Source organism: Hyphococcus lacteus (genome assembly GCF_041058985.1).
In the GTDB taxonomy this organism is placed as follows: domain Bacteria; phylum Pseudomonadota; class Alphaproteobacteria; order Caulobacterales; family Parvularculaceae; genus Hyphococcus; species Hyphococcus lacteus.
The window spans coordinates 2,026,738-2,049,200 of record NZ_JBEHZE010000001.1 but is presented as its reverse complement, the minus strand read 5'-3'; the positions used below and the strand labels follow the sequence as shown (position 1 = coordinate 2,049,200).

Annotated in this window: 24 protein-coding genes; 9 read left to right on the top strand and 15 right to left on the bottom strand. The window is 52.2% G+C overall.

Annotation, left to right across the window (positions count from 1 at the left end):
• Positions 1-87: 87 nt before the first annotated feature.
• Entirely contained in the window at positions 88-1,098 is a 1,011-nt protein-coding gene (gene dusB, locus ABFZ84_RS09785) for a tRNA dihydrouridine synthase DusB (protein ID WP_369313838.1), read from the bottom strand.
• 73 nt (positions 1,099-1,171) lie between these two features.
• Between dusB and ABFZ84_RS09780 the strand changes: the two genes are divergently transcribed.
• Complete coding sequence (locus tag ABFZ84_RS09780; protein WP_369313837.1) at positions 1,172-2,350, top strand: bifunctional 2-C-methyl-D-erythritol 4-phosphate cytidylyltransferase/2-C-methyl-D-erythritol 2,4-cyclodiphosphate synthase; 1,179 nt, start codon at positions 1,172-1,174, stop codon at positions 2,348-2,350.
• Complete coding sequence (locus ABFZ84_RS09775; protein WP_369313836.1) at positions 2,347-2,850, top strand: CinA family protein; 504 nt, start codon at positions 2,347-2,349, stop codon at positions 2,848-2,850. Before ABFZ84_RS09780 ends, ABFZ84_RS09775 begins: the two co-directional genes overlap by 4 nt.
• Here the strand turns inward: ABFZ84_RS09775 and ABFZ84_RS09770 are convergent.
• The 5 genes from ABFZ84_RS09770 to ABFZ84_RS09750 all read right to left on the bottom strand — a co-directional run bounded on the left by ABFZ84_RS09770 (position 2,847) and on the right by ABFZ84_RS09750 (position 6,284).
• On the bottom strand, positions 2,847-3,296 hold the full coding sequence (locus ABFZ84_RS09770; protein WP_369313835.1) for a type II toxin-antitoxin system RatA family toxin: 450 nt from the start codon (positions 3,294-3,296) through the stop codon (positions 2,847-2,849). The genes ABFZ84_RS09775 and ABFZ84_RS09770 overlap by 4 nt on opposite strands.
• Positions 3,293-3,976, bottom strand: coding sequence for a glutathione S-transferase family protein (locus tag ABFZ84_RS09765; protein WP_369313834.1), 684 nt, complete (start codon positions 3,974-3,976; stop codon positions 3,293-3,295). Before ABFZ84_RS09765 ends, ABFZ84_RS09770 begins: the two co-directional genes overlap by 4 nt.
• Before the next feature lie 12 nt (positions 3,977-3,988).
• Positions 3,989-4,942, bottom strand: a complete 954-nt coding sequence (lipA, locus tag ABFZ84_RS09760; RefSeq protein ID WP_369314563.1) for a lipoyl synthase — start codon at positions 4,940-4,942, stop codon at positions 3,989-3,991.
• 54 nt (positions 4,943-4,996) lie between these two features.
• Positions 4,997-5,719, bottom strand: coding sequence for a hypothetical protein (locus ABFZ84_RS09755; protein WP_369313833.1), 723 nt, complete (start codon positions 5,717-5,719; stop codon positions 4,997-4,999).
• 112 nt (positions 5,720-5,831) lie between these two features.
• Entirely contained in the window at positions 5,832-6,284 is a 453-nt protein-coding gene (locus ABFZ84_RS09750; RefSeq protein WP_369313832.1) for an Lrp/AsnC family transcriptional regulator, read from the bottom strand.
• A gap of 153 nt (positions 6,285-6,437) precedes the next feature.
• On the opposite strand from ABFZ84_RS09750, the gene ald reads away from it, so the two are divergent.
• On the top strand, positions 6,438-7,547 hold the full coding sequence (gene ald / locus ABFZ84_RS09745; RefSeq protein WP_369313831.1) for an alanine dehydrogenase: 1,110 nt from the start codon (positions 6,438-6,440) through the stop codon (positions 7,545-7,547).
• Positions 7,548-7,730: 183 nt separating this feature from the next.
• Positions 7,731-8,063 carry a hypothetical protein gene (locus tag ABFZ84_RS09740; RefSeq protein WP_369313830.1) on the top strand — a complete coding sequence of 111 codons (333 nt, stop codon included), beginning with the start codon at positions 7,731-7,733 and terminating at the stop codon, positions 8,061-8,063.
• A gap of 55 nt (positions 8,064-8,118) precedes the next feature.
• Here ABFZ84_RS09740 and ABFZ84_RS09735 read toward each other — a convergent pair whose 3' ends face one another.
• From ABFZ84_RS09735 to dnaG, 7 genes are all read right to left on the bottom strand, one after another.
• Positions 8,119-8,889 carry a PepSY domain-containing protein gene (locus ABFZ84_RS09735; RefSeq protein ID WP_369313829.1) on the bottom strand — a complete coding sequence of 257 codons (771 nt, stop codon included), beginning with the start codon at positions 8,887-8,889 and terminating at the stop codon, positions 8,119-8,121.
• Positions 8,886-10,238 (bottom strand): hypothetical protein, encoded by a 1,353-nt coding sequence (locus ABFZ84_RS09730; RefSeq protein ID WP_369313828.1) that lies wholly within the window; start codon positions 10,236-10,238, stop codon positions 8,886-8,888. Before ABFZ84_RS09730 ends, ABFZ84_RS09735 begins: the two co-directional genes overlap by 4 nt.
• Positions 10,239-10,247: 9 nt before the next feature.
• Complete coding sequence (locus ABFZ84_RS09725) at positions 10,248-10,544, bottom strand: hypothetical protein (RefSeq protein ID WP_369313827.1); 297 nt, start codon at positions 10,542-10,544, stop codon at positions 10,248-10,250.
• Between the two features lie 125 nt (positions 10,545-10,669).
• Entirely contained in the window at positions 10,670-10,963 is a 294-nt protein-coding gene (locus tag ABFZ84_RS09720; protein WP_369313826.1) for an aspartate decarboxylase, read from the bottom strand.
• A gap of 94 nt (positions 10,964-11,057) precedes the next feature.
• Complete coding sequence (locus ABFZ84_RS09715) at positions 11,058-11,588, bottom strand: DUF3617 domain-containing protein (protein ID WP_369313825.1); 531 nt, start codon at positions 11,586-11,588, stop codon at positions 11,058-11,060.
• A gap of 119 nt (positions 11,589-11,707) precedes the next feature.
• Positions 11,708-13,681: an RNA polymerase sigma factor RpoD gene (rpoD, locus tag ABFZ84_RS09710; protein ID WP_369313824.1), complete on the bottom strand. Its 1,974-nt coding sequence runs from the start codon at positions 13,679-13,681 to the stop codon at positions 11,708-11,710.
• Between the two features lie 13 nt (positions 13,682-13,694).
• Positions 13,695-15,644 carry a DNA primase gene (gene dnaG / locus ABFZ84_RS09705; protein ID WP_369313823.1) on the bottom strand — a complete coding sequence of 650 codons (1,950 nt, stop codon included), beginning with the start codon at positions 15,642-15,644 and terminating at the stop codon, positions 13,695-13,697.
• Between the two features lie 158 nt (positions 15,645-15,802).
• Here dnaG and typA point away from each other — a divergent pair, with 158 nt between their 5' ends.
• Complete coding sequence (gene typA, locus ABFZ84_RS09700; protein ID WP_407067081.1) at positions 15,803-17,653, top strand: translational GTPase TypA; 1,851 nt, start codon at positions 15,803-15,805, stop codon at positions 17,651-17,653.
• An 81-nt stretch (positions 17,654-17,734) separates the two neighbouring features.
• On the opposite strand, the gene ABFZ84_RS09695 is transcribed toward typA, so the two are convergent.
• Positions 17,735-18,916: an acyltransferase family protein gene (locus ABFZ84_RS09695; protein ID WP_369313822.1), complete on the bottom strand. Its 1,182-nt coding sequence runs from the start codon at positions 18,914-18,916 to the stop codon at positions 17,735-17,737.
• 109 nt (positions 18,917-19,025) lie between these two features.
• Positions 19,026-19,484 (bottom strand): GatB/YqeY domain-containing protein, encoded by a 459-nt coding sequence (locus ABFZ84_RS09690; RefSeq protein ID WP_369313821.1) that lies wholly within the window; start codon positions 19,482-19,484, stop codon positions 19,026-19,028.
• Positions 19,485-19,709: 225 nt separating this feature from the next.
• On the opposite strand from ABFZ84_RS09690, the gene carA reads away from it, so the two are divergent.
• The 4 genes from carA to ABFZ84_RS09670 are packed head-to-tail and all read left to right on the top strand — an operon-like array spanning position 19,710 to position 22,461.
• Entirely contained in the window at positions 19,710-20,882 is a 1,173-nt protein-coding gene (gene carA / locus ABFZ84_RS09685) for a glutamine-hydrolyzing carbamoyl-phosphate synthase small subunit (protein ID WP_369313820.1), read from the top strand.
• A 59-nt stretch (positions 20,883-20,941) separates the two neighbouring features.
• A complete protein-coding gene (locus ABFZ84_RS09680) occupies positions 20,942-21,421 on the top strand; it encodes a hemerythrin domain-containing protein (RefSeq protein WP_369313818.1) in 480 nt (159 codons plus the stop codon).
• Positions 21,422-21,430: 9 nt separating this feature from the next.
• Complete coding sequence (locus ABFZ84_RS09675) at positions 21,431-21,694, top strand: hypothetical protein (RefSeq protein WP_369313817.1); 264 nt, start codon at positions 21,431-21,433, stop codon at positions 21,692-21,694.
• Positions 21,695-21,726: 32 nt separating this feature from the next.
• Positions 21,727-22,461, top strand: coding sequence for an MBL fold metallo-hydrolase (locus ABFZ84_RS09670; protein ID WP_369313816.1), 735 nt, complete (start codon positions 21,727-21,729; stop codon positions 22,459-22,461).
• Positions 22,462-22,463 lie beyond the last annotated feature (2 nt).

The window sequence follows — 22,463 nt, the reverse complement described above, 5'->3', positions numbered from 1 at the left end:
GCCGAAAATCAACACATTTGTTGCTAAAATGAAACAGGAGGAAATCTGCCCTGTGGAAAACTCAGCGTGACCAAGCTTGTGAATACCTCACGCGGCTGATTTCTCTAAGCACTCAAAATCACCTGCGTAAAAGCCCTCGAGCGCCTCAACGACCCGGTCAGGGTTGAACAACCGGCAAAGCGCAGACCGAAATGCCCGTCGCTCCGTCGGCGCGATATCTAGGGGCGCAAGGTCGACATAGGCGGCCAAATGCTTCCGCGCCATACGAACCCCAAGCGGCACGCCGTAATGCTCAATTGTCTCTCGATAATGGGATAAAACCGCATCAGCTTGCACTGCCAATGGCGGCGGCATTACGGCCTCACCGTTTTCAAGCGCTTTTGCAAGACACCCGGCCAACCACGGCTGACCTGTTGCTGCCCGGCCAATCATCACACCGTCAGCGCCCGATTGCATCAAGGCCTCTCGCGCTGTGGTCTCGTCCACAATGTCACCATTGACAATCAGCGGAATGGAGACCGCATCCTTAACGGCGCGCACAGCCCCCCAATTCGCATGACCATTGTAAAAATCGTTGCGCGTGCGGCCATGAACTGTGAGCAATTTCACGCCAGCGCCCTCGGCCCGCGCGGCTAGCTCTGGCGCATTGAGGCTGTTCCAGTCCCAACCAAGACGCATTTTGAGCGTAACCGGCAAGCCAGTTGCCGCAACCGTTGCCTCTACTAACGTCATTGCATGATCAAGATCGCGCATCAGCGCCGAGCCAGAAAGCACGCCCGTCACCTGGCGCGACGGACACCCCATATTAATATCAATAATGTCAGCACCGGCCTGTTCAGCCAGTTTTGCACCTTGGGTCATCCAACGGGCTTCGCGCCCGGCAAGCTGCACCACAAATGGGAAAATCTCGCCGTCACCCTCAGCGCGGCGCACTACATCAGGCCTTGCCCGTGCCAATTCTTCACTGGCGACCATTTCCGACACCACAAGCCCAGCCCCGAAACGCGCAGCCGCCCGCCGAAAAGGCAGGTCAGACACCCCTGACATCGGTGCCAAAGCGACATTATTCTTGAGCTTATGATCGGCAATCTGAATCATTATTGATAGGCATCCTTGGCGAACCGGCTATTTAGCCGTTAAACCCTCGGCTTACAAATCGCATTAGGAAAACATGGTAAATACTGTCGCCATCATCGTCGCCGCCGGACGCGGCACCCGCGCCGGACAAGGCGGACCCAAACAATATCGTAGTCTTGCAGGACGCGCGGTTATAGCGTGGACGGCCGAAGCCTTTTTAAGCCACCGAGATATCGACGCAGTCCGGGTCATTATCCATCGCGACGACCGCGATGAATACGACGCCGCGTTAGGGGAATTGCTAAAACACAAAAAGCTGTTGGAACCGGTAACCGGCGGCGAAGAACGCCAAGACTCGGTACGGCTGGGGATTGAAAGCCTGACTGCCGATAAGCCTGCGCGCATTTTGATCCACGATGCTGCGCGACCCTTTATTGATGAAAAAACAATCACTCGCGTAATCAATGCGCTCAATACAAATGACGGCGCGATTGCCGCCCTTCCTGTACATGACACCATAAAGCGTGGCGACAGTTTGATCGAAGCCACCGTACCACGCGACTCGCTTTGGCGAGCACAAACACCGCAAGGCTTTCACTTTGATAAAATCCTTAGCGCCCATCGCGACGCTAAAGGCCAGCAACACACCGATGATGCCGCCGTCGCCGAAGCCGCTGGCTTGAAAGTTGCGCTTGTGGCTGGCTCACCCGACAATATGAAAATTACGCAGGCTGAGGATTTTGGTATGGCTGAAATCATTCTTGGTCGGAAAGCAAAACAAATGGAATATCGAACCGGCCACGGCTTTGACGTACATGCTTTCGAAGATGGTGATGCCGTCTTTATTTGCGGCGTAGAAATTCCCCATGAACAAAAGCTCAAAGGTCATTCCGACGCTGATGTCGGTATGCATGCCTTAACAGATGCAATATTGGGTGCCATCGGCGAAGGAGATATCGGTGATCACTTCCCGCCTTCGGAGGCAAAATGGAAAGGTGCGCCGAGCCACATTTTTCTGGAAAAAGCGCGTGACCTTGTGGCACGTCGCGACGGTAAAATCACCCATTGTGATGTAACGCTTATGTGTGAAGCCCCAAAAATTGGTCCCCATCGTGATCGAATGCGCGCGGCGATAGCACTAATCCTAAATATTAGCGACACTCGCGTTTCGGTTAAAGCAACGACTACGGAACAACTTGGTTTTACTGGCCGCCGCGAAGGAATCGCAGCCATGGCAACGGCGACCATCGCCCTACCGATTGAGCAATCATGAGCCAGACCCACCGAATATGGTCCCTCGCCCAGTCAGTCATCGATAAAGCTGGTGCCGAAGGGTTGATGATCGCGACTGCGGAATCTTGCACCGGCGGAATGATCGCGGCAGCCCTTACCGACATACCGGGATCTTCGGCTATTGTTGAGCGTGGTTTCGTTACTTATTCAAACGAAGCCAAAGCTGAAATGATCGGTGTTCCCATGAATTTAATTGAACAACATGGCGCTGTCAGCGCCCCGGTCGCACGCGCGATGGCAAGGGGCGCGGTAAACAATTCACGCGCTGATCTGGCGGTTTCCGTAACTGGCATCGCCGGTCCTGGTGGTGGTACAGATCGAAAACCTGTTGGGCTTGTCTGGTTTGGGCTTTGTGATCGAAACGGCGTAACGCGGGTGGAACGCCGAGTGTTTGCAGATGGCTCTCGCAGCTTTGTTCGGGCAAAAGCCACAGAAACCGCGCTTCACCTTGTGCTTACGAGCTTAGGAAACGCAGACTAATCGCCGTAAACTTCGTGTGCGCGCTCAACAAAAGCGTCGCTCATACGGCCAAACGCTTTGTCGAAGACAGCTTGCGCGGTTGCTTGTAAAAGAAAATTTTTGAACTCGAAATCAATTTCAAAATAGATACGTGACCCACCCTCGGGTTTATCTTCAAAACGCCAGTGATTTTCGAGGTTGCGAAAGGGGCCATCAAGATAGGCTGCTTCGATCTCTTGTTCTGAACGATTCAACGAGACCTGACTACGAAAACGCTCACGAAATACTTTGTAAGCGACAACCATATCGGCCGTCATGGTGCCTTGCCCGTTGGCAACATCACTTTTCACAATACGCAAGGCGTTACACCACGGAAGAAATTCGGGGTATCGCTTTACATCGGCGACCAGATCAAACATCTGTTCTGCCGTGTAAGGAACATCGGTTGTCGTCTTACGAGCCGTCACGAGATCCGTTTGGCCTTTCGGGCGTAGCCGTCAAAAAGATCAAGCATTCGTTCAACCCATGCAACAACCGGCTGCGGCAATTCAAGATAATCGTCGCCAGTAACCGAACGCATCCACATGACAAAACTAAAAACTGTATAGTCACTTAAATTTGGCGTGTCTCCGCCCAAAAACCGAAATCCAGCCAACGGCATTGCAAGGGTTTTAAACGCTGCTTCGGCTTCCGCTTTAAGTCCCGGTTTTGATGCTGCTTCTTCTAACGTAGCACCGAGTTTTTTCTCTCTCGTGGTTCGGTAATGGTTTTTGTCGTCCTCATGGGCCGCCGCGTGAATACGAACAAACAACAACGGAACGAGCGTTGGCAACAAAACTGCCCCCAGCCACGCATTGTAGAACTCAACTGCCGCACGTTCGCCGGGTGTCGATGTCAGCGGCTTTTCAGGAAAGGTATTCTCAAGCCATGCGATGATCTTACCGCTGTCCGCGATCATTTCATCGCGGTCTTCGAGCACAGGAAGCAACCCATGTTCCTGATCAGGATAATTATCCTTTTCAGCAAAGTGCAATGGCACCGTTTCAAACTCTAGCCCTTTATGCAAAAGCGCAAATTTGACCTTCCAGCAATAAGGGCTCGGACGTATGTCCTCGTCCGCGAGAGCGAGATCATAAAGCTTAATCATGAATGTCTCCGTCTAGCGCTTGGCAGCACGGGCGGCCTGTAGCCGCGCAAAGTCTTCACCAGCGTGATGGGAAGAACGAGTCAAAGGCGATGACGAAACCATCAAAAACCCTTTTGCCCGTGCTACGGTTTCATAAGACTTGAACTCGTCAGGATGAACAAAACGGTCGATTGGCGCATGCTTACGGGTCGGCTGAAGATACTGACCAATCGTGATAAAATCGATACCGGCTGAACGCATATCATCCATCACCTGCATGACCTCTTCGCGGGTCTCGCCAAGACCGACCATGATGCCGGACTTCGTGAACATTTCCGGATCACGTTCTTTGACCCTCTCCAAAAGGCGCAAGCTATGAAAATAGCGCGCACCCGGACGAATAGACAAATAGAGACGCGGCACGGTTTCCAAATTGTGATTGAACACATCTGGCTTTGAATCGATAACAATTTCAGCCGCGCCGTCTTTACGCAAGAAGTCCGGCGTTAAAATCTCAATAGTCGTTTCTGGCGAGCGTTCACGGATCGCGCGCACAACGGCTGCGAAATGTTCTCCGCCACCATCGCTCAAATCATCGCGGTCAACCGACGTGATAACGACGTGTTTAAGCCCCATTTCAAAAACGGCTGCGGCCACATTTTGCGGCTCTTGCGCATCTAGCGCTTCAGGTAATCCGGTTTTGACGTTACAAAATGCACAAGCGCGGGTGCAGGTGTCGCCCATGATCATCATGGTCGCGTGTTTCTTGTCCCAGCACTCGCCAATATTTGGGCAGGCCGCTTCTTCACACACGGTTGTCAGGTTCTTTGAGCGGACAATGTCTCGGGTTTGATTGAACCCTTTTGAAACCGGTGCCTTTACGCGAATCCATTCCGGCTTTCGCAGGACCGGGCTGTCCTCGCGCTTTTGTTTTTCGGGGTGGCGGGGTTTTGCATCCACGCCAACATTATCAATAAGTGTCGCCATAGAGGCCATGTAGCAGCGGCCCCGGTCAAATGTAAGAGGGGAAATTCACCCCAATCAGAGAAGTCGCTCGACCCCCTCCACCATCTCATCAAATGGCTGGTGGATGATCGCCCCATCCAAAGGCTCGCCCAGCGCCAAATTTATGGCCTCCCACGCTTCGATTGATCGAATGTGCTGCGGCGTATCACACGGCACCAGCCGCGAACCTTCGGTCGAGAATTGAACAATTTCGCGGGATACGGGCAATCTGAGCCACCGCCATACCCGATGGTTCATCTCGCCGCGTTGATAGGTTTCCCAACGCGGGTCCGTGCCGTCATTCGCGATATCAAAAAATAGCGTTTTAAAGTCGCCTGCATCAGCAAAAATCAGCACGCCATGGTCATAGGAGAACACGCGCGGTGCCCGTCCGTTACTCAGAAATGAGGCCTCTCCAAATCCGCAACGGAGGTCCGCAATCGCTTTTCGTTTCATAGACACACAAGACTGGAATTTGGCGACAATGTTCGGCCATTCCTCGCGGCCAATCACGACCAAGCCACAGCCGACCAGACCAGCGATGATCGTGGCCACTTGGGCCGTCATCACCAAACCGCCAGAATAATGGATGAACGCCAGCGTTAGCGGCGCCAATAACGCAAATGCAGCGGCAACTGGCCGGCGAAACCCTAACAGATCTTCGCGGGCATAATCATTGACGTTATCCGAGTAGCTCGCCGTCTGCTTAAGGCGCGCAGAGACCGTTCCAGGGATATCAACACGCGCGGTTGTCAGCATTTTGTCCTCATTCAGTTGTTGCACACCTAGAATGAGCCTGAATATTTGCGGGGACCTTAATCGGTTAACCGCAAATTTAATCTTATTATTGAAACCTTAACGGTATCGTCCCCTAGAGCGGGACTGCGGTTCGGCGAAAGACTTTTCTGATGGCAAAATTTGTGATGACCCGATCAACACCGGGGAGCCGCGTCAGAATATCTGCGTGAATGCGTTCATAATCCGCCCCATCACGGCAGAGTATCCGCAACAGATAATCCGATAGCCCGGCCATCAGATAACACTCCATAATCTCGCGGTGGTGTTTAACGGCCTTTTCGAAGGCTGTCAGCGTCGCTTCCTGTTGGTTTTTTAGCGTCGCCTGCACAAATACCGATGTCTCTAGGCCCGCCTTGGCCTCGTCTAAAATGACAACCTGTTGGGCAATCATTCCGGTGCGCCAAAGCTCTTTTACACGCTTGTGGCAGGCAGACGGCGAAAGACCGACGCGTTCACCTAGCTCAGAAAAAGGCGTCTGTCCGTCTTCTTGTAATATCTTGAGAATGGCGGCGTCGAACTTATCCATAGAGGGCAATCCTGATGTTTGAAGCATATTCTTTCAGTCACATGTATTTAGAACATAATTCGTCAGAAAAATAATAGAGTTAAAAAATATCAATCATATCCTCAAAAATAAGAATATTATTTCAACTCAAGCAGTCAAAGAAAGGAGGGCCTTATGCGCGTCGGTGTGCCTAAGGAAATCAAAAACCATGAATACCGCGTCGGTCTCGTACCAGGGAGCGTTCGCGAATATGTTCAAAACGGGCATGACGTTCTGGTCGAGACCGGAGCCGGTGCCGGAATCAAAGCGTCAGATGCGGATTATCAAGCCGCCGGTGCCAAAATTGCCCCAGACGCAAAAACGGTCTTTGCTCAGTCCGACATGATCGTCAAAGTTAAGGAGCCCCAACCCACCGAATGGGCGCAGCTCCGTGAAGGACAAATTCTTTACACCTATCTTCACCTTGCTCCGGACCCGACACAGGCGCGGGGACTGATCGATTCTGGTGTCACGGCTGTTGCCTATGAAACCGTAACTGACCCGCATGGCGGATTGCCGTTATTGGCACCAATGAGCGAAGTTGCAGGGCGTCTTTCAATTCAAGCCGCTGCCTATGCGTTAACGGCGCACCAGGGCGGGCGCGGATTATTGATGGGCGGCGTACCCGGCGTTTTACCGGCTAAAGTCCTTGTCATTGGCGGCGGTGTTGTTGGTACTCATGCGGCCCGTATGGCCGTTGGTCTTGGTGCTGACGTTACGATCCTTGATCGTTCGCAGCGACGCCTTGCCGAAGTTGACGAGTTATTTGGGGGCCGCGCAAAGACCCGCTATTCAACGTTCGAAGCACTCGACGAAGAAACCGATGTCGCAGATGTTGTGGTTGGTGCCGTTCTCATTCCTGGTGCAAGCGCACCTAAGCTTGTGACCCGTGAAATGCTTAAAGGCATGAAAGAAGGCTCAGTCCTTGTTGATGTCGCGATCGACCAAGGCGGGTGTTTTGAAACGTCCAAAGCCACCACACACCAAGACCCAACCTATGTGGTAGACGACGTCATCCATTATTGCGTTGCAAACATGCCGGGCGCTGTTCCGCTGACGTCGTCCCACGCGCTGAATAACGCGACCCTCACCTATGGTTTGATGCTGGCGAATAAGGGCACAGATGCCCTCAAAGAAAGCCAATATCTTCGTGAGGGGCTTAATGTGCACCGCGGCAAAGTCACCTACAAAGCCGTCGCTGAAGCGCTGAACACTGCGTTTACACCCGCGTTAGACGCGCTTTAAGCAAACGAGCAATTTTCCGGAAGTCGCCACAAACCGGCACCTTCCGGAAAAATCTTCCATTTTCTTCCCTCACCTCGCGAAAATATTACCTCATCGTAAGGTAACTAGCCCTATCTCATCGCATGAATTTTCTTGCGCTCAATAGCCTGACACGCGCATATTCTCCGTGGAGAGGAATCTATTATGGGCAAATTTATTCACTCAGCCACGAGCTTGGCGGCGATGACCGCTATGATGTTGGGCGCGGCTAACGCCAGTCCCGGCTCGGTCTATTTTTCCGCTAATGCTGGCTCCAGCATTGGTGAAGAGACGAAAACGAACGAATCCAAATCTCGGGCATTTTTATCGTTCCTTCTCGACGCGAGCGCCAGAACAACTAACGCGCGCGCCGCTGCTTCTACCGAACATGGGACCTGTCCGGAAGAAGATGAAAAGAAAATGGCTAAGGTCGATGATGAAGACGCCGAGGAAGAACCATCTCTTTCCGGGCCTGAGCCTGTTTACTTCGCTTTTTAAAAACGCGAAGCACCTCCGGTAACAAACGCCGTGCATATGCGCGGCGTTTTTTTAATTACGAAATGCTATCAATATTTTTGTCGTCTGCATCTCTATTTTTCTGCGGATGTTTTTTTGTCAGCAACGACAGATCGTTCTTATATCGCCCTCGACCCAAGCGATAGAACACAATGATCACGCCTGAAAGCGCAAAAATAAATCCGGTTAGCGACGCCACCATGATCAGCGGATTATTAAAATCCTCGCGCTCACCATAATCCATAATGTGCAACATCCAGAAGAAGTCATAAAGACGCCATATGTCATTGCGGCGCGACCTCACCTCGCCAGTGTTCGGCAAAATATAAAGGCGTGTATGATACTTGTCGTCGAAATCAACGCGCCAAACCGGGCGCTCCGCACGATATTCATGGGGTGGATACGACATAAGCGCCGCATGCACTATGTTGCCCTCGCCCACATAATCCTGTTTCGCAATTTTACGGACCGTCGCTTCGTTTAAGGGCGAGATTCGTTCACCACTCGACGCATCATAAATGCCCGTAGCGCCATTTTCGCCCCGTGCCAAATAAACTGGTTTCCCCATAAAACGCCGTAGCTCAATCGAAGTCGCACCGTCAGCTTGGGCAATAATCCCACCGGGCGACGCATAGGTCTGGGCATCAAGGGGGATATCCGGGGCGGAATAGGCACTCACTTCCCCACGCACCAGCTCTATGGGGAACCAACTCATGACGACGCCACTCAACATCCAAAGTAAAACTTGAACGCCGAGAAAAAGACCAGCCCATAGGTGGACTCGCTGGGTCAACGATTTCAATGTCATTGTGCAGCAATATCCGATGCGGAAAGCGGCGTTTTCAGCAATGTTTCAAACGCATCCCACGCATTTTCATCGTCACTGCTATTTCGCTCAACATATCCCGCGACCAAATCCCGGCCCAGATTATAATTGAGCACATACCCGCGATAGGTTTCTATAAAACGCACGGTCTGTTCAGCCCGGTCGCGTCCTTCCAACCGATATTTCATGATCATCTCAATGGCTTGATCACGATCAATTCGGCCATCAAGATATTCACGCGCTACATGATTACGTGAATGCGAAAGCTTTTCGCGCATTGCATTGAGGGCTTCAAGGGTCGCTGCATCTGCCGGATCTAATCCCGCAAGGGGAAACAAAACATCGCGCTCGAAGGCAATTTTTTCTTCACCGGGGAAAGCCAGTTCAATGCCAAAATTCGCAGACCCTTCGGCGATTAAGGACAGCGGCGAAAATAATGGGTACACCGAATACTCGATCCAACCTTTTTCGTTCAACAGGTCACGCTCGAGGATAACATTCCAAGTGTGATGTCCCGGATACCCTTCGTGGCACCCAAGATCCACGGCGCGGTCGATGATAATCGGAAAGTCTGTGTTGACTTGAATGAGGCTCTCAAATTCACCCTGATACCAATTATACCCGCTCCACGGTTTATCGGTAACAAACTCCAGAGAAAACTGTTCATCTGTCGGCAGATCATAATGCGCCAGCGTCCGCGCGCGACATTCATCAATCGCAGCATCAAAGACCGCCTGCAACTTTTCCGCCGGAATCGCCAATGAATTGCGAAACGCATCAACCCGATCATGAACAGGTCCCTCACCGGGCAGCAACCTGTCTATCTCGGCTATGGCAGCGTCAAATTCTGCGGTCGAATATTGCGGCGCGACCGCATCATAAAGCAGCCGCGTTTCTTCATCGAAGGGAAAGGCCTCGCCCTGTGTCATCTCGATGCGCGTGAGTGCAGCACGGATCAATTTTTCAAGCATCGCCCCGCGCACAGTCTCTTCATCAGCATTGGCACGGGCCACAGAGATCAATAATCCTTGTGCATCCATCTGTAGCTGTTCAAGCGAACGAGCCTCTGTCTTGGTAGCGTCCGCCCATTCAGTCGGCCCATGATAGGCATCAACGAACGCTGGATCATGCTCGCCGAGCGCAAGCGCGAGTTTGACAAATGATTGACCGAGGGAATCCAGACTGGCCGCGCTCTCGGCGGCGGCCACATAACGCTCTTGATCGGAGGGCGGTGCTGTACCGCTTTGCGTTATGACGGCATCAGTTGGCTGTTCACCGCCGCAAGCAGCGAGCGCAAAACCAGCGGCTATGGCGGCGGCGAATCTTTGCATAGGCTGAATTTAGGCCGCAGTGCCTGAGAATGTCGAGGTACCGAATGCGCCTAATTTTACGTTGCCCGAAATCGCATCGCCTTCGGTAAGCGCTTCGAATTCAAGCGTGATCGGCATCGGCGAAGTCACTTTCGCTGCCCAAGTCAGCTTGTCGCCGTCAACTTTGCCGTCTTCAATCGCAGACTGACCCGCAGAACCCGACATTTCACCGGTCAGCGCATCGCCATCTTGCTTTAGCGTCAAAAGCGCAGTCTGGTCGCCCATTGGCGTTTTAATCGTGATGTTCCATTTACCGTCTACCGCCATTTTTTCCTCCTTTTCAGCCTTTATGAGGCCGGGGTTAAATTCGTCGCAAACCTTAGCGAATGCGCAATTACACGCAAGAGTGTATCGCAGCCGCTAGTGGATTGAAATCACGAGTACAAAAGCGACTACCGCTTGTTGTTACGACGCCAAACTTCCATCGCCTGTGAAATCGCAAAAGTCTCGCGGTATTTTGGCGAGTCCGACGGGCGCGGCGGGCGCTCTCGCGTTAGCTCCATGATCTCTGCCAGCTTGTTGTGGGACGCACCGGATTGCCCGGCACCGATATAGGCATGAAGCTCAATCAGCGCATCCGACAACGGGTCATCAGCGCGGATGACGAAATACGGCTCATCCTCAGCAAGGTCATCATAGCAATCGAATTTTGACTTGTTGGCTTTTGATCCGACGGGCGAGGTCATGGGAAAATCCTTTGTTGAATTCCTATCCCTCTACGTGATTCGCATCGCTTACGTCAGCGGATAATCACAAATGGACCATTCAACAAAATGCCCGCTAACAATCGCCGGTGCGAACCGCCTTGATCACAAAGCGCATTCGCTCCATGGCTTTCATGGCTAGCTTTAGCTGCGTGTCGCTCATCTCGCCGCCTGCGCCTTGTTTTAGTTGCGCGTCGAACTTAATCTGCACATCAACCTTTGTCCGCTCCTCACCGACCACGCCCTTATAGACAAAACTGTTCATGCCCGTCGCCATCTTTGGGTCGGCGGAACAAGATATCACACCACTGATTGCATTGCCTTCGCGCGGATCATGTTTGGCGCGGCAACCGGGATGAAGCTCATAATAATTTTTCGCAAGCATATGCGGAAATGCATCGCGCTCGCTTTCATAAAGGCAATAGCTGTGCGGTTCTTCCTTCATGTTTTTCATCAATCCGGCACCGGACAAAGTGATTTCATACTGGCCGGGCTTTGGGTCAACAGGTTCTTGGGTGGTGGGGTCCGTTGTTTCGGTGCAGCCCACGACTAACGTCATGACACCACATAGGATAAATGCCCACACCGTCTTGAAAACAATATTCATGCTGATAGCCCATCGTCTGAATTCGAGTGCAGTATAACGCCGTCAGGTAAAAGGGAGATTACACTCTTCGGAAAAATATCGACTATAAAAAAAGCCCCGGATGACCGGGGCTTTTTTGATTAGTTATCCAAGAAACTACGCAATTTGCGTGATCGACTTGGGTGTTTCAGCTTACGCAGGGCTTTGGCTTCGATCTGGCGGATACGTTCGCGCGTAACCGAGAATTGTTGACCAACCTCTTCGAGCGTGTGGTCCGTATTCATACCAATACCAAAACGCATCCGCAGAACCCGCTCTTCCCGTGGCGTTAGTGACGCCAGAACCCGCGTTGTTGTCTCGCGCAGGTTCGATTGGATCGCCGCATCAATCGGCAGGATGGTGTTTTTGTCTTCGATGAAGTCACCAAGATGCGAATCTTCCTCGTCGCCGATTGGCGTTTCGAGCGAAATTGGCTCTTTCGCGATTTTCATCACTTTACGGACTTTTTCGAGCGGCATCGAAAGCTTTTCCGCGAGCTCTTCCGGTGTTGGCTCACGACCGATTTCATGGAGCATCTGGCGCGACGTCCGGACGATTTTGTTGATCGTCTCGATCATGTGCACCGGAATACGGATCGTGCGGGCTTGGTCAGCAATAGAGCGCGTAATCGCCTGACGGATCCACCATGTGGCATAGGTCGAGAATTTATAACCACGGCGATATTCGAACTTATCCACCGCTTTCATCAGGCCGATATTGCCCTCTTGAATGAGGTCAAGGAATTGCAGCCCGCGATTGGTGTATTTCTTGGCAATCGAAATCACGAGACGCAAATTCGCCTCGACCATTTCTTTTTTGGCAATGCGCGCTTCGCGCTCGCCTTTTTGCACCATAGACACAATGCGGCGGAAATCCTGAACCGTGAGGCCGGTTTCTGTGGCTAGGTCACCGATCTCGTCACGGATCAAATTGACTTGGTCCATGGCTTTGGTGGTGAAATTGGTCCAGCCCTTGCCGGTTTTAGCCGATATCCGATCAAACCATTCTGGGTCCAACTCAGAGCCAATATAATCGGCGAGGAATTCCTGGCGATTGACGCCATAGCTATCGGCCAAACGAACAAGCTTACCCTCGAGCGCCATCAAACGGCGGTTGATGTCATAAAGCTGGCCGACCAGTGCTTCGATACGCTGATTGTTGAGGCGAACCGAACGGACGCGCTCGACGATCTCTTTTTGCAGCTTTTTGAAACGACGGGTCTGAGATGCCGAAAGGTCTTCACCTTTCAACTGCTCTTCGATCATGATGTCCTGAAGACGACGCAGCTTTTTATAGTCGTCGGAAATCTGGTCAAAGGTGAGCATCACCCCATCGCGCAGCTCAGCTTCCATTGCCGACAATGACAATGCGCCTTCGTCGAAATCATCATCGTCGTCTTCTGCGGTCTCAGCTTTCTCGGCCTCTTCGCGATTAACGCGCTCGGCCACTTCCGGCTGGGTCATGTCAGGGCGGGCTTCCGGGCCACCGCCATAGGTCGCATCAAGGTCGATAATATCGCGCAGCAACACGCGGCCTTCCTGCAGCTCGTCACGCCAAACCGTGATCGCCTCAAAGGTCAGCGACGATTCACAAAGCGCGCGGATCATCGTCTCGCGGCCCGCTTCGATCCGCTTGGCAATGGCGATTTCGCCTTCACGCGACAGAAGTTCGACTGTGCCCATCTCGCGCAAATACATCCGCACCGGATCATCGGTACGGTCAGCGGAAGCACCGGTGTTGGTTGTTACAACGCCGGTTTTCTTTTCGTCTTTAACGGCGACGGCTTTTGATTTTGCTGGCGCTGCTTCGGCTTCTTCAGCGGCGTCGTCGTCTTCTTCTTCATTTTCGACAACATTAATGCCCATCTCAGAAAGTTGGGACATGATATCTTCGATCTGTTCAGAAGAGACTTCTTCGGATGGTAGAACCTTGTTCAGTTCGTCATAGGTTACATATCCACGCGCTTTCGCTGTCTTAATCAGCTTTTTTACGTGCGCGTCTGTTAGATCGAGGATCGGACCATCACCAGATTCCGGTGTTTCCGCCTCTTTTTTTGCCGCCGCTTTATTCGCCATTTCGCCAAATTCCTTACCGACCGAATTTTTTCTCTACGGTTTGTTTCATGCGTTCGAGTGCATCCACCAGACCACCAGACGATCCCCCGTCTGTGCTATCGTCTCCGGCCCCCTTACTCGAATTGATCAATTCCTCGCGCGCGGCCGTTGCCGCTTTCCATGCATCATCGCCGTCTGTGAATATCTGAGACGCCGAGCGGGCGACCTCCTGTTTGTGGGTCGATTCAAACAGGTGATGCGCCAGGGCGTTCATGAACCCCTGTTCTACCTCGTCAATCTCTGTGTCGGGGCGCAAGAATTTATGTTTCGAGAGCTGGGAATCATTAAGGATCCGCTCCAAGCTTCTTGCCGCGCCGGTCTGGCTGAGATGGCTTTTCAACCCACCGCTGTCAAGTGCTGGATCAATGGAAATCGCTGTTAAAACCTCTGCCAACAGCAGTTTCAGGTCAGAATCCACAAGATCGAGCCCAAAAAACGCATTCTCGTGCCGCTCAACGATCGCGGGGTGGTTAATTGCGGCCAATAACAATGTCGCTTCACGCACCCATTGGGATGGCCCTTTCAGACCCGGTGTTGGCCGTGGCTCAGCCGCAAAACGGAAGCCCTGCCCCGGTTTTCCGCCTCGTTTCGCTTGGGGGTTCGGCTTCCATTGTTTCCGCTCGCCATGATCATAGCGCTCACGAGGTGGCGGCTTGAATTGCGCCGAAAGACGTTGGCTCAGTTCCTCGCCATAGGCGTTCCGCACGTCTTTGTCGGTGATGGCCTTGACCAAATCGCGCAAATGCGACCGAAGCGCTGCGCGGCGTTCTGGCGTTTCCAGCGACCGGGTGGTGATCTCGCGCTCCCAGAGCACATCCACCAACGGCCGTGAAGTCTCCAACACATCGTTCATGGCGCTCACGCCCTCTGACCGAAGCAGGTCGTCAGGGTCCTGACCATGGGGCAAAAACGCAAAGCTGAGGGACTTACCCGGCTTTAGCAATGGCATTGCCCGATCAACCGAACGATAGGCCGCCCCAATACCAGCTTTATCACCATCGAAACAAAGAACCGGCTCGTCAGAGGCCCGCCACAACAGCGCTAATTGATCTTCCGTAAGCGCCGTACCCAAAGGAGCCACCGCACGTTTGATGCCTGCTCCCCACAGCGCAATCACATCCATATAGCCTTCGCAGACCATAAGCGGCGCTTTATCTTCAGCAGCAGCCATACGTGCCGACGTAAAATTATAAAGCACCGAGCCTTTATGAAATAAGGGTGTCTCCGGTGAGTTTAGATATTTCGCCCGCGCATTCGGATCTAGCGCCCGACCACCAAAAGCAATCACCCGATCGCGCGCGCCAAAGATCGGGAACATGATGCGGTTCCGAAACCGGTCAAAACTAGCCGATCCATCGTCCGGCTTTATAACAAGCCCCGCCTCGATCAAGATTTCATCGGTGAAACCTTGATTGATTAAATAGTCTTTGACGGCGTTCCGCCCGGATGGGCCGTACCCAATTTGGAACTGATTAATCTGTTCGTCGGTGACGCCCCGGCCCCGCAAATATTCCATCGCCCCCCGTCCATCAGAACGATGCAACATACTGGCATAGAACTTCGCCGCCGCCCCGCAGGCCTCAGCGAGGCCCTTGGCCTTTTCCGCACGCGCAGCCTCAACTGGCGTCTCAACCGGCAGTGGTAGGCCGGCCTCCTCAGCCAATTGCTCCACCGCCTCATAAAACGACAGGCGCTGGGTTTCCTGAAGAAAGGAAATGACATCGCCATGCTTCCCGCTGGAGAAACAATGGTAAAAACCCTTTTGGTCATTGACGAAGAAACTTGGGGATTTTTCTTGGCTAAAGGGCGAAAGCCCTGCCCATTCATTGCCTTGCTTCTTAAGCTTTACATATCGCCCGATGACATCCGAAGGCCGTAAACGGGCTTTCAGCTCATCCAAAAAATCAGGCGTGAAACGGACCATGATGGCTCAATCGGGTTTGGCGCTAGCGAAAACGAAGCACTCTATGATGTATAGGCGCAACCGAACGCGGCGCATAGCATGCCTTCACCCCTCTTTTCTACGCCAAATCTCCCTAGTAGGGCTTGCTAATTTCCTAGAAAACGCGCACGTCCCGCCCTATGACGCAACGCAATATTCCCCTCCGCAATCTCGCCATCATCGCACATGTCGATCATGGTAAGACCACCCTTGTCGATGAAATGCTCCGCCAGTCGGGTGCCGTTCGCGAGAATTCCGAAATGGCTGAACGGGCGATGGACTCAAATGACATCGAACGAGAGCGCGGGATTACCATTCTCGCAAAATGCACAAGCGTGCTTTGGGAAGGCGGCGACGAGCCTGTCCGTCTCAATATTATCGATACGCCGGGCCACGCTGATTTCGGTGGCGAAGTCGAGCGCATCCTTTCTATGGTTGATGGCTGCCTTCTTCTTATCGACGCTACCGAAGGGCCGATGCCCCAGACCAAGTTCGTTCTTTCAAAAGCGCTCGCTCTCGGCATGAAGCCAATTGTGGTCCTCAACAAGGTTGATCGCCCAAGTGCAGATCCCGATACCGCCCTTGATGCAGCTTTTGATTTGTTCGCCGCTCTTGGTGCCAATGACGAGCAACTCGATTTCCCTGTTGTTTACGCGGCGGGCCGTGATGGCTGGGCTGACCATTCGCTCGAAGGTCCACGTGAAAACCTGATCCCGCTTTTTGAAACGATCCTTGATCGCATCCCTGCACCGACGGTTGATGACGGTGCCCATGAAGAGCCGTTTCGCATGTTGGCAACCACGCTCGAAGCGGATCCATTTCTCGGAAGGATTCTAACGGGCCGAATTATTTCCGGCAAAGCGAAGCCCGGCATTACCATGAAAGCACTATCGCGTAACGGCGATTTGATTGAGCAAGCACGGGTCAGCAAAGTTCTGGCATTCCGTGGTCTGAAACGACAACCTGTTGACGAAGCCACGCCCGGTGACATCATCGCCATTGCCGGTTTCTCAAAAGCATCAGTGTCAGATACGCTTTGCGATGTCACTGCAACGGAACCATTGCCGGCACAGCCGATTGACCCCCCAACGCTTTCCATCACACTTGCCCCCAATGACTCACCTCTCGCTGGCCGCGAAGGCGACAAAGTACAATCACGCGTTATCCGCGAACGTCTGATGCGTCAGGCCGAAGGCGATGTTGCCATTTCTATTTCTGAGACTGAAGCAAAGGATGCTTTTGAAGTGGCCGGTCGCGGCGAGCTACAGCTCGGCGTTTTGATCGAAAACATGCGCCGCGAAGGATTTGAGCTTGCCGTATCGCGACCACGTGTAGTGACGCAGCTTGATGAAAATGGTCAGGCGCTTGAACCTATCGAAGAAGTCGTCATTGATGTGGATGATGACTATTCGGGTGTCGTCATTGAAAAATTGTCTCAGAAAAAAGCCGACCTTGTCGAGATGAAACCCGCAGGTGCCGGTAAAACGCGCTTGATTATGCATGTACCTTCGCGCGCGCTGATTGGTTATCACGGCGAATTCCTGACGGATACGCGCGGCACCGGCGTCATGAACCGGTCTTATCTTGAACATGCCCCCTATAAAGGCGCGATCGAAGGGCGTCGCAATGGCGTTCTTATTTCCAATGGCGACGGCACAGCCGTTCCTTATGCGATTTGGAACCTCGAAGAACGCGGCGTGATGTTTATTCAGCCCGGTGAGCAAATTTATGAAGGTATGATCGTTGGTGAAAACGCCAAGCCAAATGATCTTGATGTGAACCCGCTAAAAGCAAAACAGCTGACCAATATCCGTGCCGCCGGTAAGGATGATGCGGTTAAACTAACCCCGCCCAAACGCATGTCGCTCGAACAAGCGATTGCCTATATCGATGATGACGAGCTCGTCGAGGTCACGCCAAAATCTATTCGCCTTCGGAAAATTGCGCTGAAGCCGCATCTACGAAAAAAACGTGCGAAAGACATGGCTTAAGGGCTCACGAAACGGCACCCATCGGGTGCCGTTTTCATTTCACAAGCAGTGACTAACGCAAAAGCACTTTTGAAGTAACACTCAAGCTTTAGATCTTTCATTATTCGTCTTTATACCGAGCATAATCCGCAAAAAGGGTACCCGCCGCACGACCTCATATCCGGCGATACATCCCAAAATTGTCGAGCAAGTCAGGACAAGAAACTCACCTCCTGCACCTATCTTCATCTGCGTTAGGTAATAACCGACAACAATGATGATCGTCTGGTGCAGGATGTAAAAACAGAACACCGCGCCGGTTACATATCGCGCCGCCGCCGATGCGCGATTCAGATATCGCTGCGCCAAGGCCATCAACAAAACAATAAACGACCACGCATATAAAACGTCGATTATACCGCCCACAACGGGGGCAATTTTATCGGCCGAGACAATTTGAAATGTTTCAACCATCCGCAGCGCTAAAACACTAACGACAATGCCGGTCGCTAAAGGCAAGGCGCGACCTACGCTATTCCAATATCGCAAATGCTTAGCCGTAAAATAACCGAGCATGAAAATAGAAAACCGATGAGCGTGATTAGCCCAATCAAATACTAAATTATGGGTTGTCGGAAATTGTGGCGACAGCCACAACTCGTAGATAATGAAAGGGATCGGCACCAAAAGAAGCAACCGAACAGGACCACCAGCGATCCAATCTAACGTTTGTACCGCTCGCCCTTCTGCTAGATTTCGCAACCATGGCAGAAACGGTACAATCAATAATATGTACACTAATAAATATACGACATACCACAGATGATTCCATGTCGGTGTGATGATCGGGTATATCTGATCAAGCCTTAGATAGTTCAAATAAAACGGAAAATAACCCGGCTCTATTATTCGATCTTGGCGCAGCTCGAAATAGGTTTGAGGTGCCACGAGAACAATCACGCCAGCAAGTATAGGCAGGCCGAGCCGTAACAATCGCGATACGGCAAATTGGGAGCCGGATTGAATTTTATCTGTAGCAAACCGAACGGCAACACCGGAGATATAAAACAAAAGCGCCAGTCGCCAAGGATTGACGATACGCATGAATGGTTCGGCTGCCGCGCTCGCATAAACGCTTTTTACGTGCCAATCCCAAGTCACGTAAAACATTCCGATATGATAGAAAATCAAAAGCCCAAAGGCGATGGCCCGCAACCAGTCGAGGTCATAACGACGGCCATCTTTGGTCGCGAATGCGCCAGTTACAGGGTCGGAGGCAGCCATAATATTCACCACTAATAAGCCGCCTGAGAGGCAGCTTAAATATAGAGGTGGATTTTTGCTGAATGGTCAAATATGGCGCTGTCGCAAACGACAGCGCCATAAAGATATCTTACGACAGATTCTCTTTCATGAGCTTACCGGCTTTGCCGAAATCCATCGAGCCATTATAACGATCCTTAAGCGCACCCATGCACTTGCCCATGTCTTTGAGACCCGAGGCATCATATTCCTTAATGACTTCGCTCACGGCATTTTCGATTTCGCCCGCAGATAGCTGACGCGGCAGAAACTCACGAATCACTTCGATCTCTGCGCGTTCCTGCTCGGCTAATTCTGGCCGCCCGCCCTTTTCAAAAGCGTTTGCGCTTTCTTCGCGCTGTTTGACCATTTTGGTCAGAATCGCCAGAATTTCCTCTTCTGTCGCGCCTTCACAGCGGTCTTCACCGCGTGCGGCGATATCCCGATCCTTGATCGCAGCATTGATGAGCCGCAGTGTTGTTACGCGCAGCTTCGAATCTTTGGCTTTCATTGCCGCTTTTAGACCCGTGTCGATTTGCTCTCTGAGCATTTGATTCTCCGTCGCTTGCATGCATCTTAATTCAAGAAATGCGCCGCTCGCGCTCTTTAATGTTTAGGTGGTTGTTATCTAAGGATAAATTCGTTCTTATCCGTTGTTGACCCATCTCGGCCCTTCGCTTAGCTTCCGGCCAATTTACGCGCCCGCGTGAACCAATTTCGTCCGCTCCTGCGCGCTGGCGAATGAAGCAATAAAGCCGGGAAGAGATATGCATCAATGAAGATTAGTCAAGCACCTGCCGAAAAACCAACCGCCGTACTGGTTTTAGCTGATGGAACAACGATTTACGGACAAGGGCTCGGCGCAACCGGCGAAGCAGTGGGCGAAGTTTGCTTCAATACTGCCATGTCGGGCTATGAGGAAATCCTCACGGACCCATCTTACGCAGGCCAACTGGTCACCTTTACCTTCCCACATATCGGCAATGTGGGTGTGAATGGCGAGGATGTGGAGAATGCCTCTCCCGCCGCTTCTACGGCTTCTCGCGGGGCCATTTTGCGCGCACCCATCACCAACCCGTCAAACTATCGCGCACAGCTCGATCTTTCGGTCTGGATGCGCCGTCGCGGCATCATCGGTATTGCTGGTGTTGATACCCGCGCCCTAACGGCCCTCATTCGTGAAAAAGGCATGCCACACGCCGTCATTGCCCATAGCCCGGCTGGACAGTTCAACATCGAAGCGATGGTGAAACGCGCCGCGGAGTGGGAAGGCCTGGAGGGGCGTGACCTCGCAAAGGACGTCACCACTTTACAAAGCTATCAGCATGCGGAAACCGGTTGGGCGTGGAATGTCGGTTATGGCAATCAGAATGGTTCCGGCCCGCATATCGTAGTGATTGATTACGGCGTAAAGCGCAACATCCTGCGCCGCCTCGCGAGTGAAGGGTGTCAGGTAACAGTCGTCTCTGCTCAAGCGTCATACGAAGACATCATGGACAAAAACCCCGACGGCGTCGTCCTATCAAACGGCCCCGGCGACCCCGCCGCTACGGGAGAATATTCCGTAGGCGTTATAAAGCAACTGATTGCGAATAAAGTTCCCACATTGGGGATTTGTCTTGGGCATCAAATGCTGGCACTTGCCGCCGGAGCGAAAACTAAAAAAATGGCCCAAGGGCATCACGGCGCAAACCATCCGGTTAAAGACCTTTCTACCGGCAAAGTGGAAATCGTTTCTATGAACCACGGCTTTACCGTAGATGGCGAAAACTTGCCGGACAATGTCGAAGAAACCCACGTTTCGCTTTTTGACGGCTCCAATTCTGGCATCCGCCTAAAAGATGCGCCGGCTATGTCGGTTCAACATCACCCCGAAGCATCACCCGGCCCAGAAGACAGCTTTTACATCTTCCGGCGTTTCGTTGAGGGCTTAAATAAAGCGGCCTAAACCTGCCGGAACTCTTTTCATGGCGACCGTGTTCTCTTTCCGAAATATGGAGGAAGAGCATGAATATCTTTGATCGTATCAAGAAGGATCATGACGAAGCGCGCGAGGTAATGTCCAAACTAAAGGATACGACCGCGCGCGCAGAAAAAACACGGCTTGAACTATTCACCACATTTAAAAATGACATGTGGGCACATCATAAAGTCGAAGAGGCCGTTTTCTATAACTTCCTTCGCGATGTCACCAAGATGAGCAAAGATTCGTACGAGGCCTTGAACGAGCATCATGTCGCCAACGGACTTTTGGAGGAACTCGATACTTTCCCCGTGACCTCAGAAGAATGGGGCGTAAAGTTCGGTGCGCTTTCCGAGATTATCGAACACCACATGGATGAGGAAGAAGACGACTTCTTCCCCACGGCGAAAAAGCTGTTATCAAAAGAAACCGCAGATCTAATGGGCGAGCGTTTCGACGCACGCAAAAAGGTGGTGCTAGCCGCAATCATGCCCATGGACGAAAAAGAGTTTGAAGCGGCCTAGCCTTCGAAAATGCCCCAAACACCCGTAGATTTAATTCAATGGGCGGCGACCTTCACCGGGATCGCCGCCGCCACCCTAGTCGCCGCACATATCAGCACCCGTGTCACGGGCATTGCGTTTATCGTTTTCACGGTTTCCTCTGTTCTATGGGTTGCTTTCTCATTTGCCGAAAATGAAAACGGTCTTCTGCTTCAAAATGTTGTTTTAACGGTGATCAATCTGATCGGTATTTACCGCTATTTGCTTCGTGACCAGCGACCAAGTGAACGCTAGCCATAACCACACCCAGCGGCTATGAAACGGGCATGAATAAAGATCAGACACAAAACCCGCCCTTTCAGGTCCGCCTCGTCCCCGTGACACCGTTCCAACAGAACTGTTCGATCATTCGTGCCGCCTCTGGTAAGGCGGCTGTGGTTGATCCTGGTGGAGAGCCGGAAAAAATTCTGGAAGCCGCGAAGGCATTTGACGCGACAATCGAACAGATTTGGCTAACCCATGGGCACCTCGATCACGCGGGCGGCGCAGAAGCCATCAAACGAACGACCGGTGCACAGATTATTGGTCCGCACAAAGAAGACACTTTCTGGCTCGACGAAATTGCTGACCATTGGGCAAAGTATGGCCACCCAGGCATGGGTGAAAATTGCGCGCCGGATAAATGGCTAAATGACGGCGACACGCTGAATCTCGACGGCATCGAATTTAATGTGGTCTATACGCCGGGTCACACACCTGGTCATGTGGTGATCTATCATAAAGGTGCGAATATCGCTTTTGTTGGTGACGTTCTGTTTCAAGGATCTATTGGCCGGACAGATTTCCCGCGCGGCGATCATCAGACATTGATCAACTCAATCACGCAAAAACTATGGCCCCTAGGCGATTTGCAATTTGTCCCCGGTCATGGCGACGTATCAAGTTTTAATCGCGAACGACAAAACAATCCGTTTGTAGCAGATCACATCACTGGCTATCAGGGTGCGGAGAAAGTTGCTGCTAATGAAATTGATCAGAAGCTATCGAAACGCTGGCAGTAATT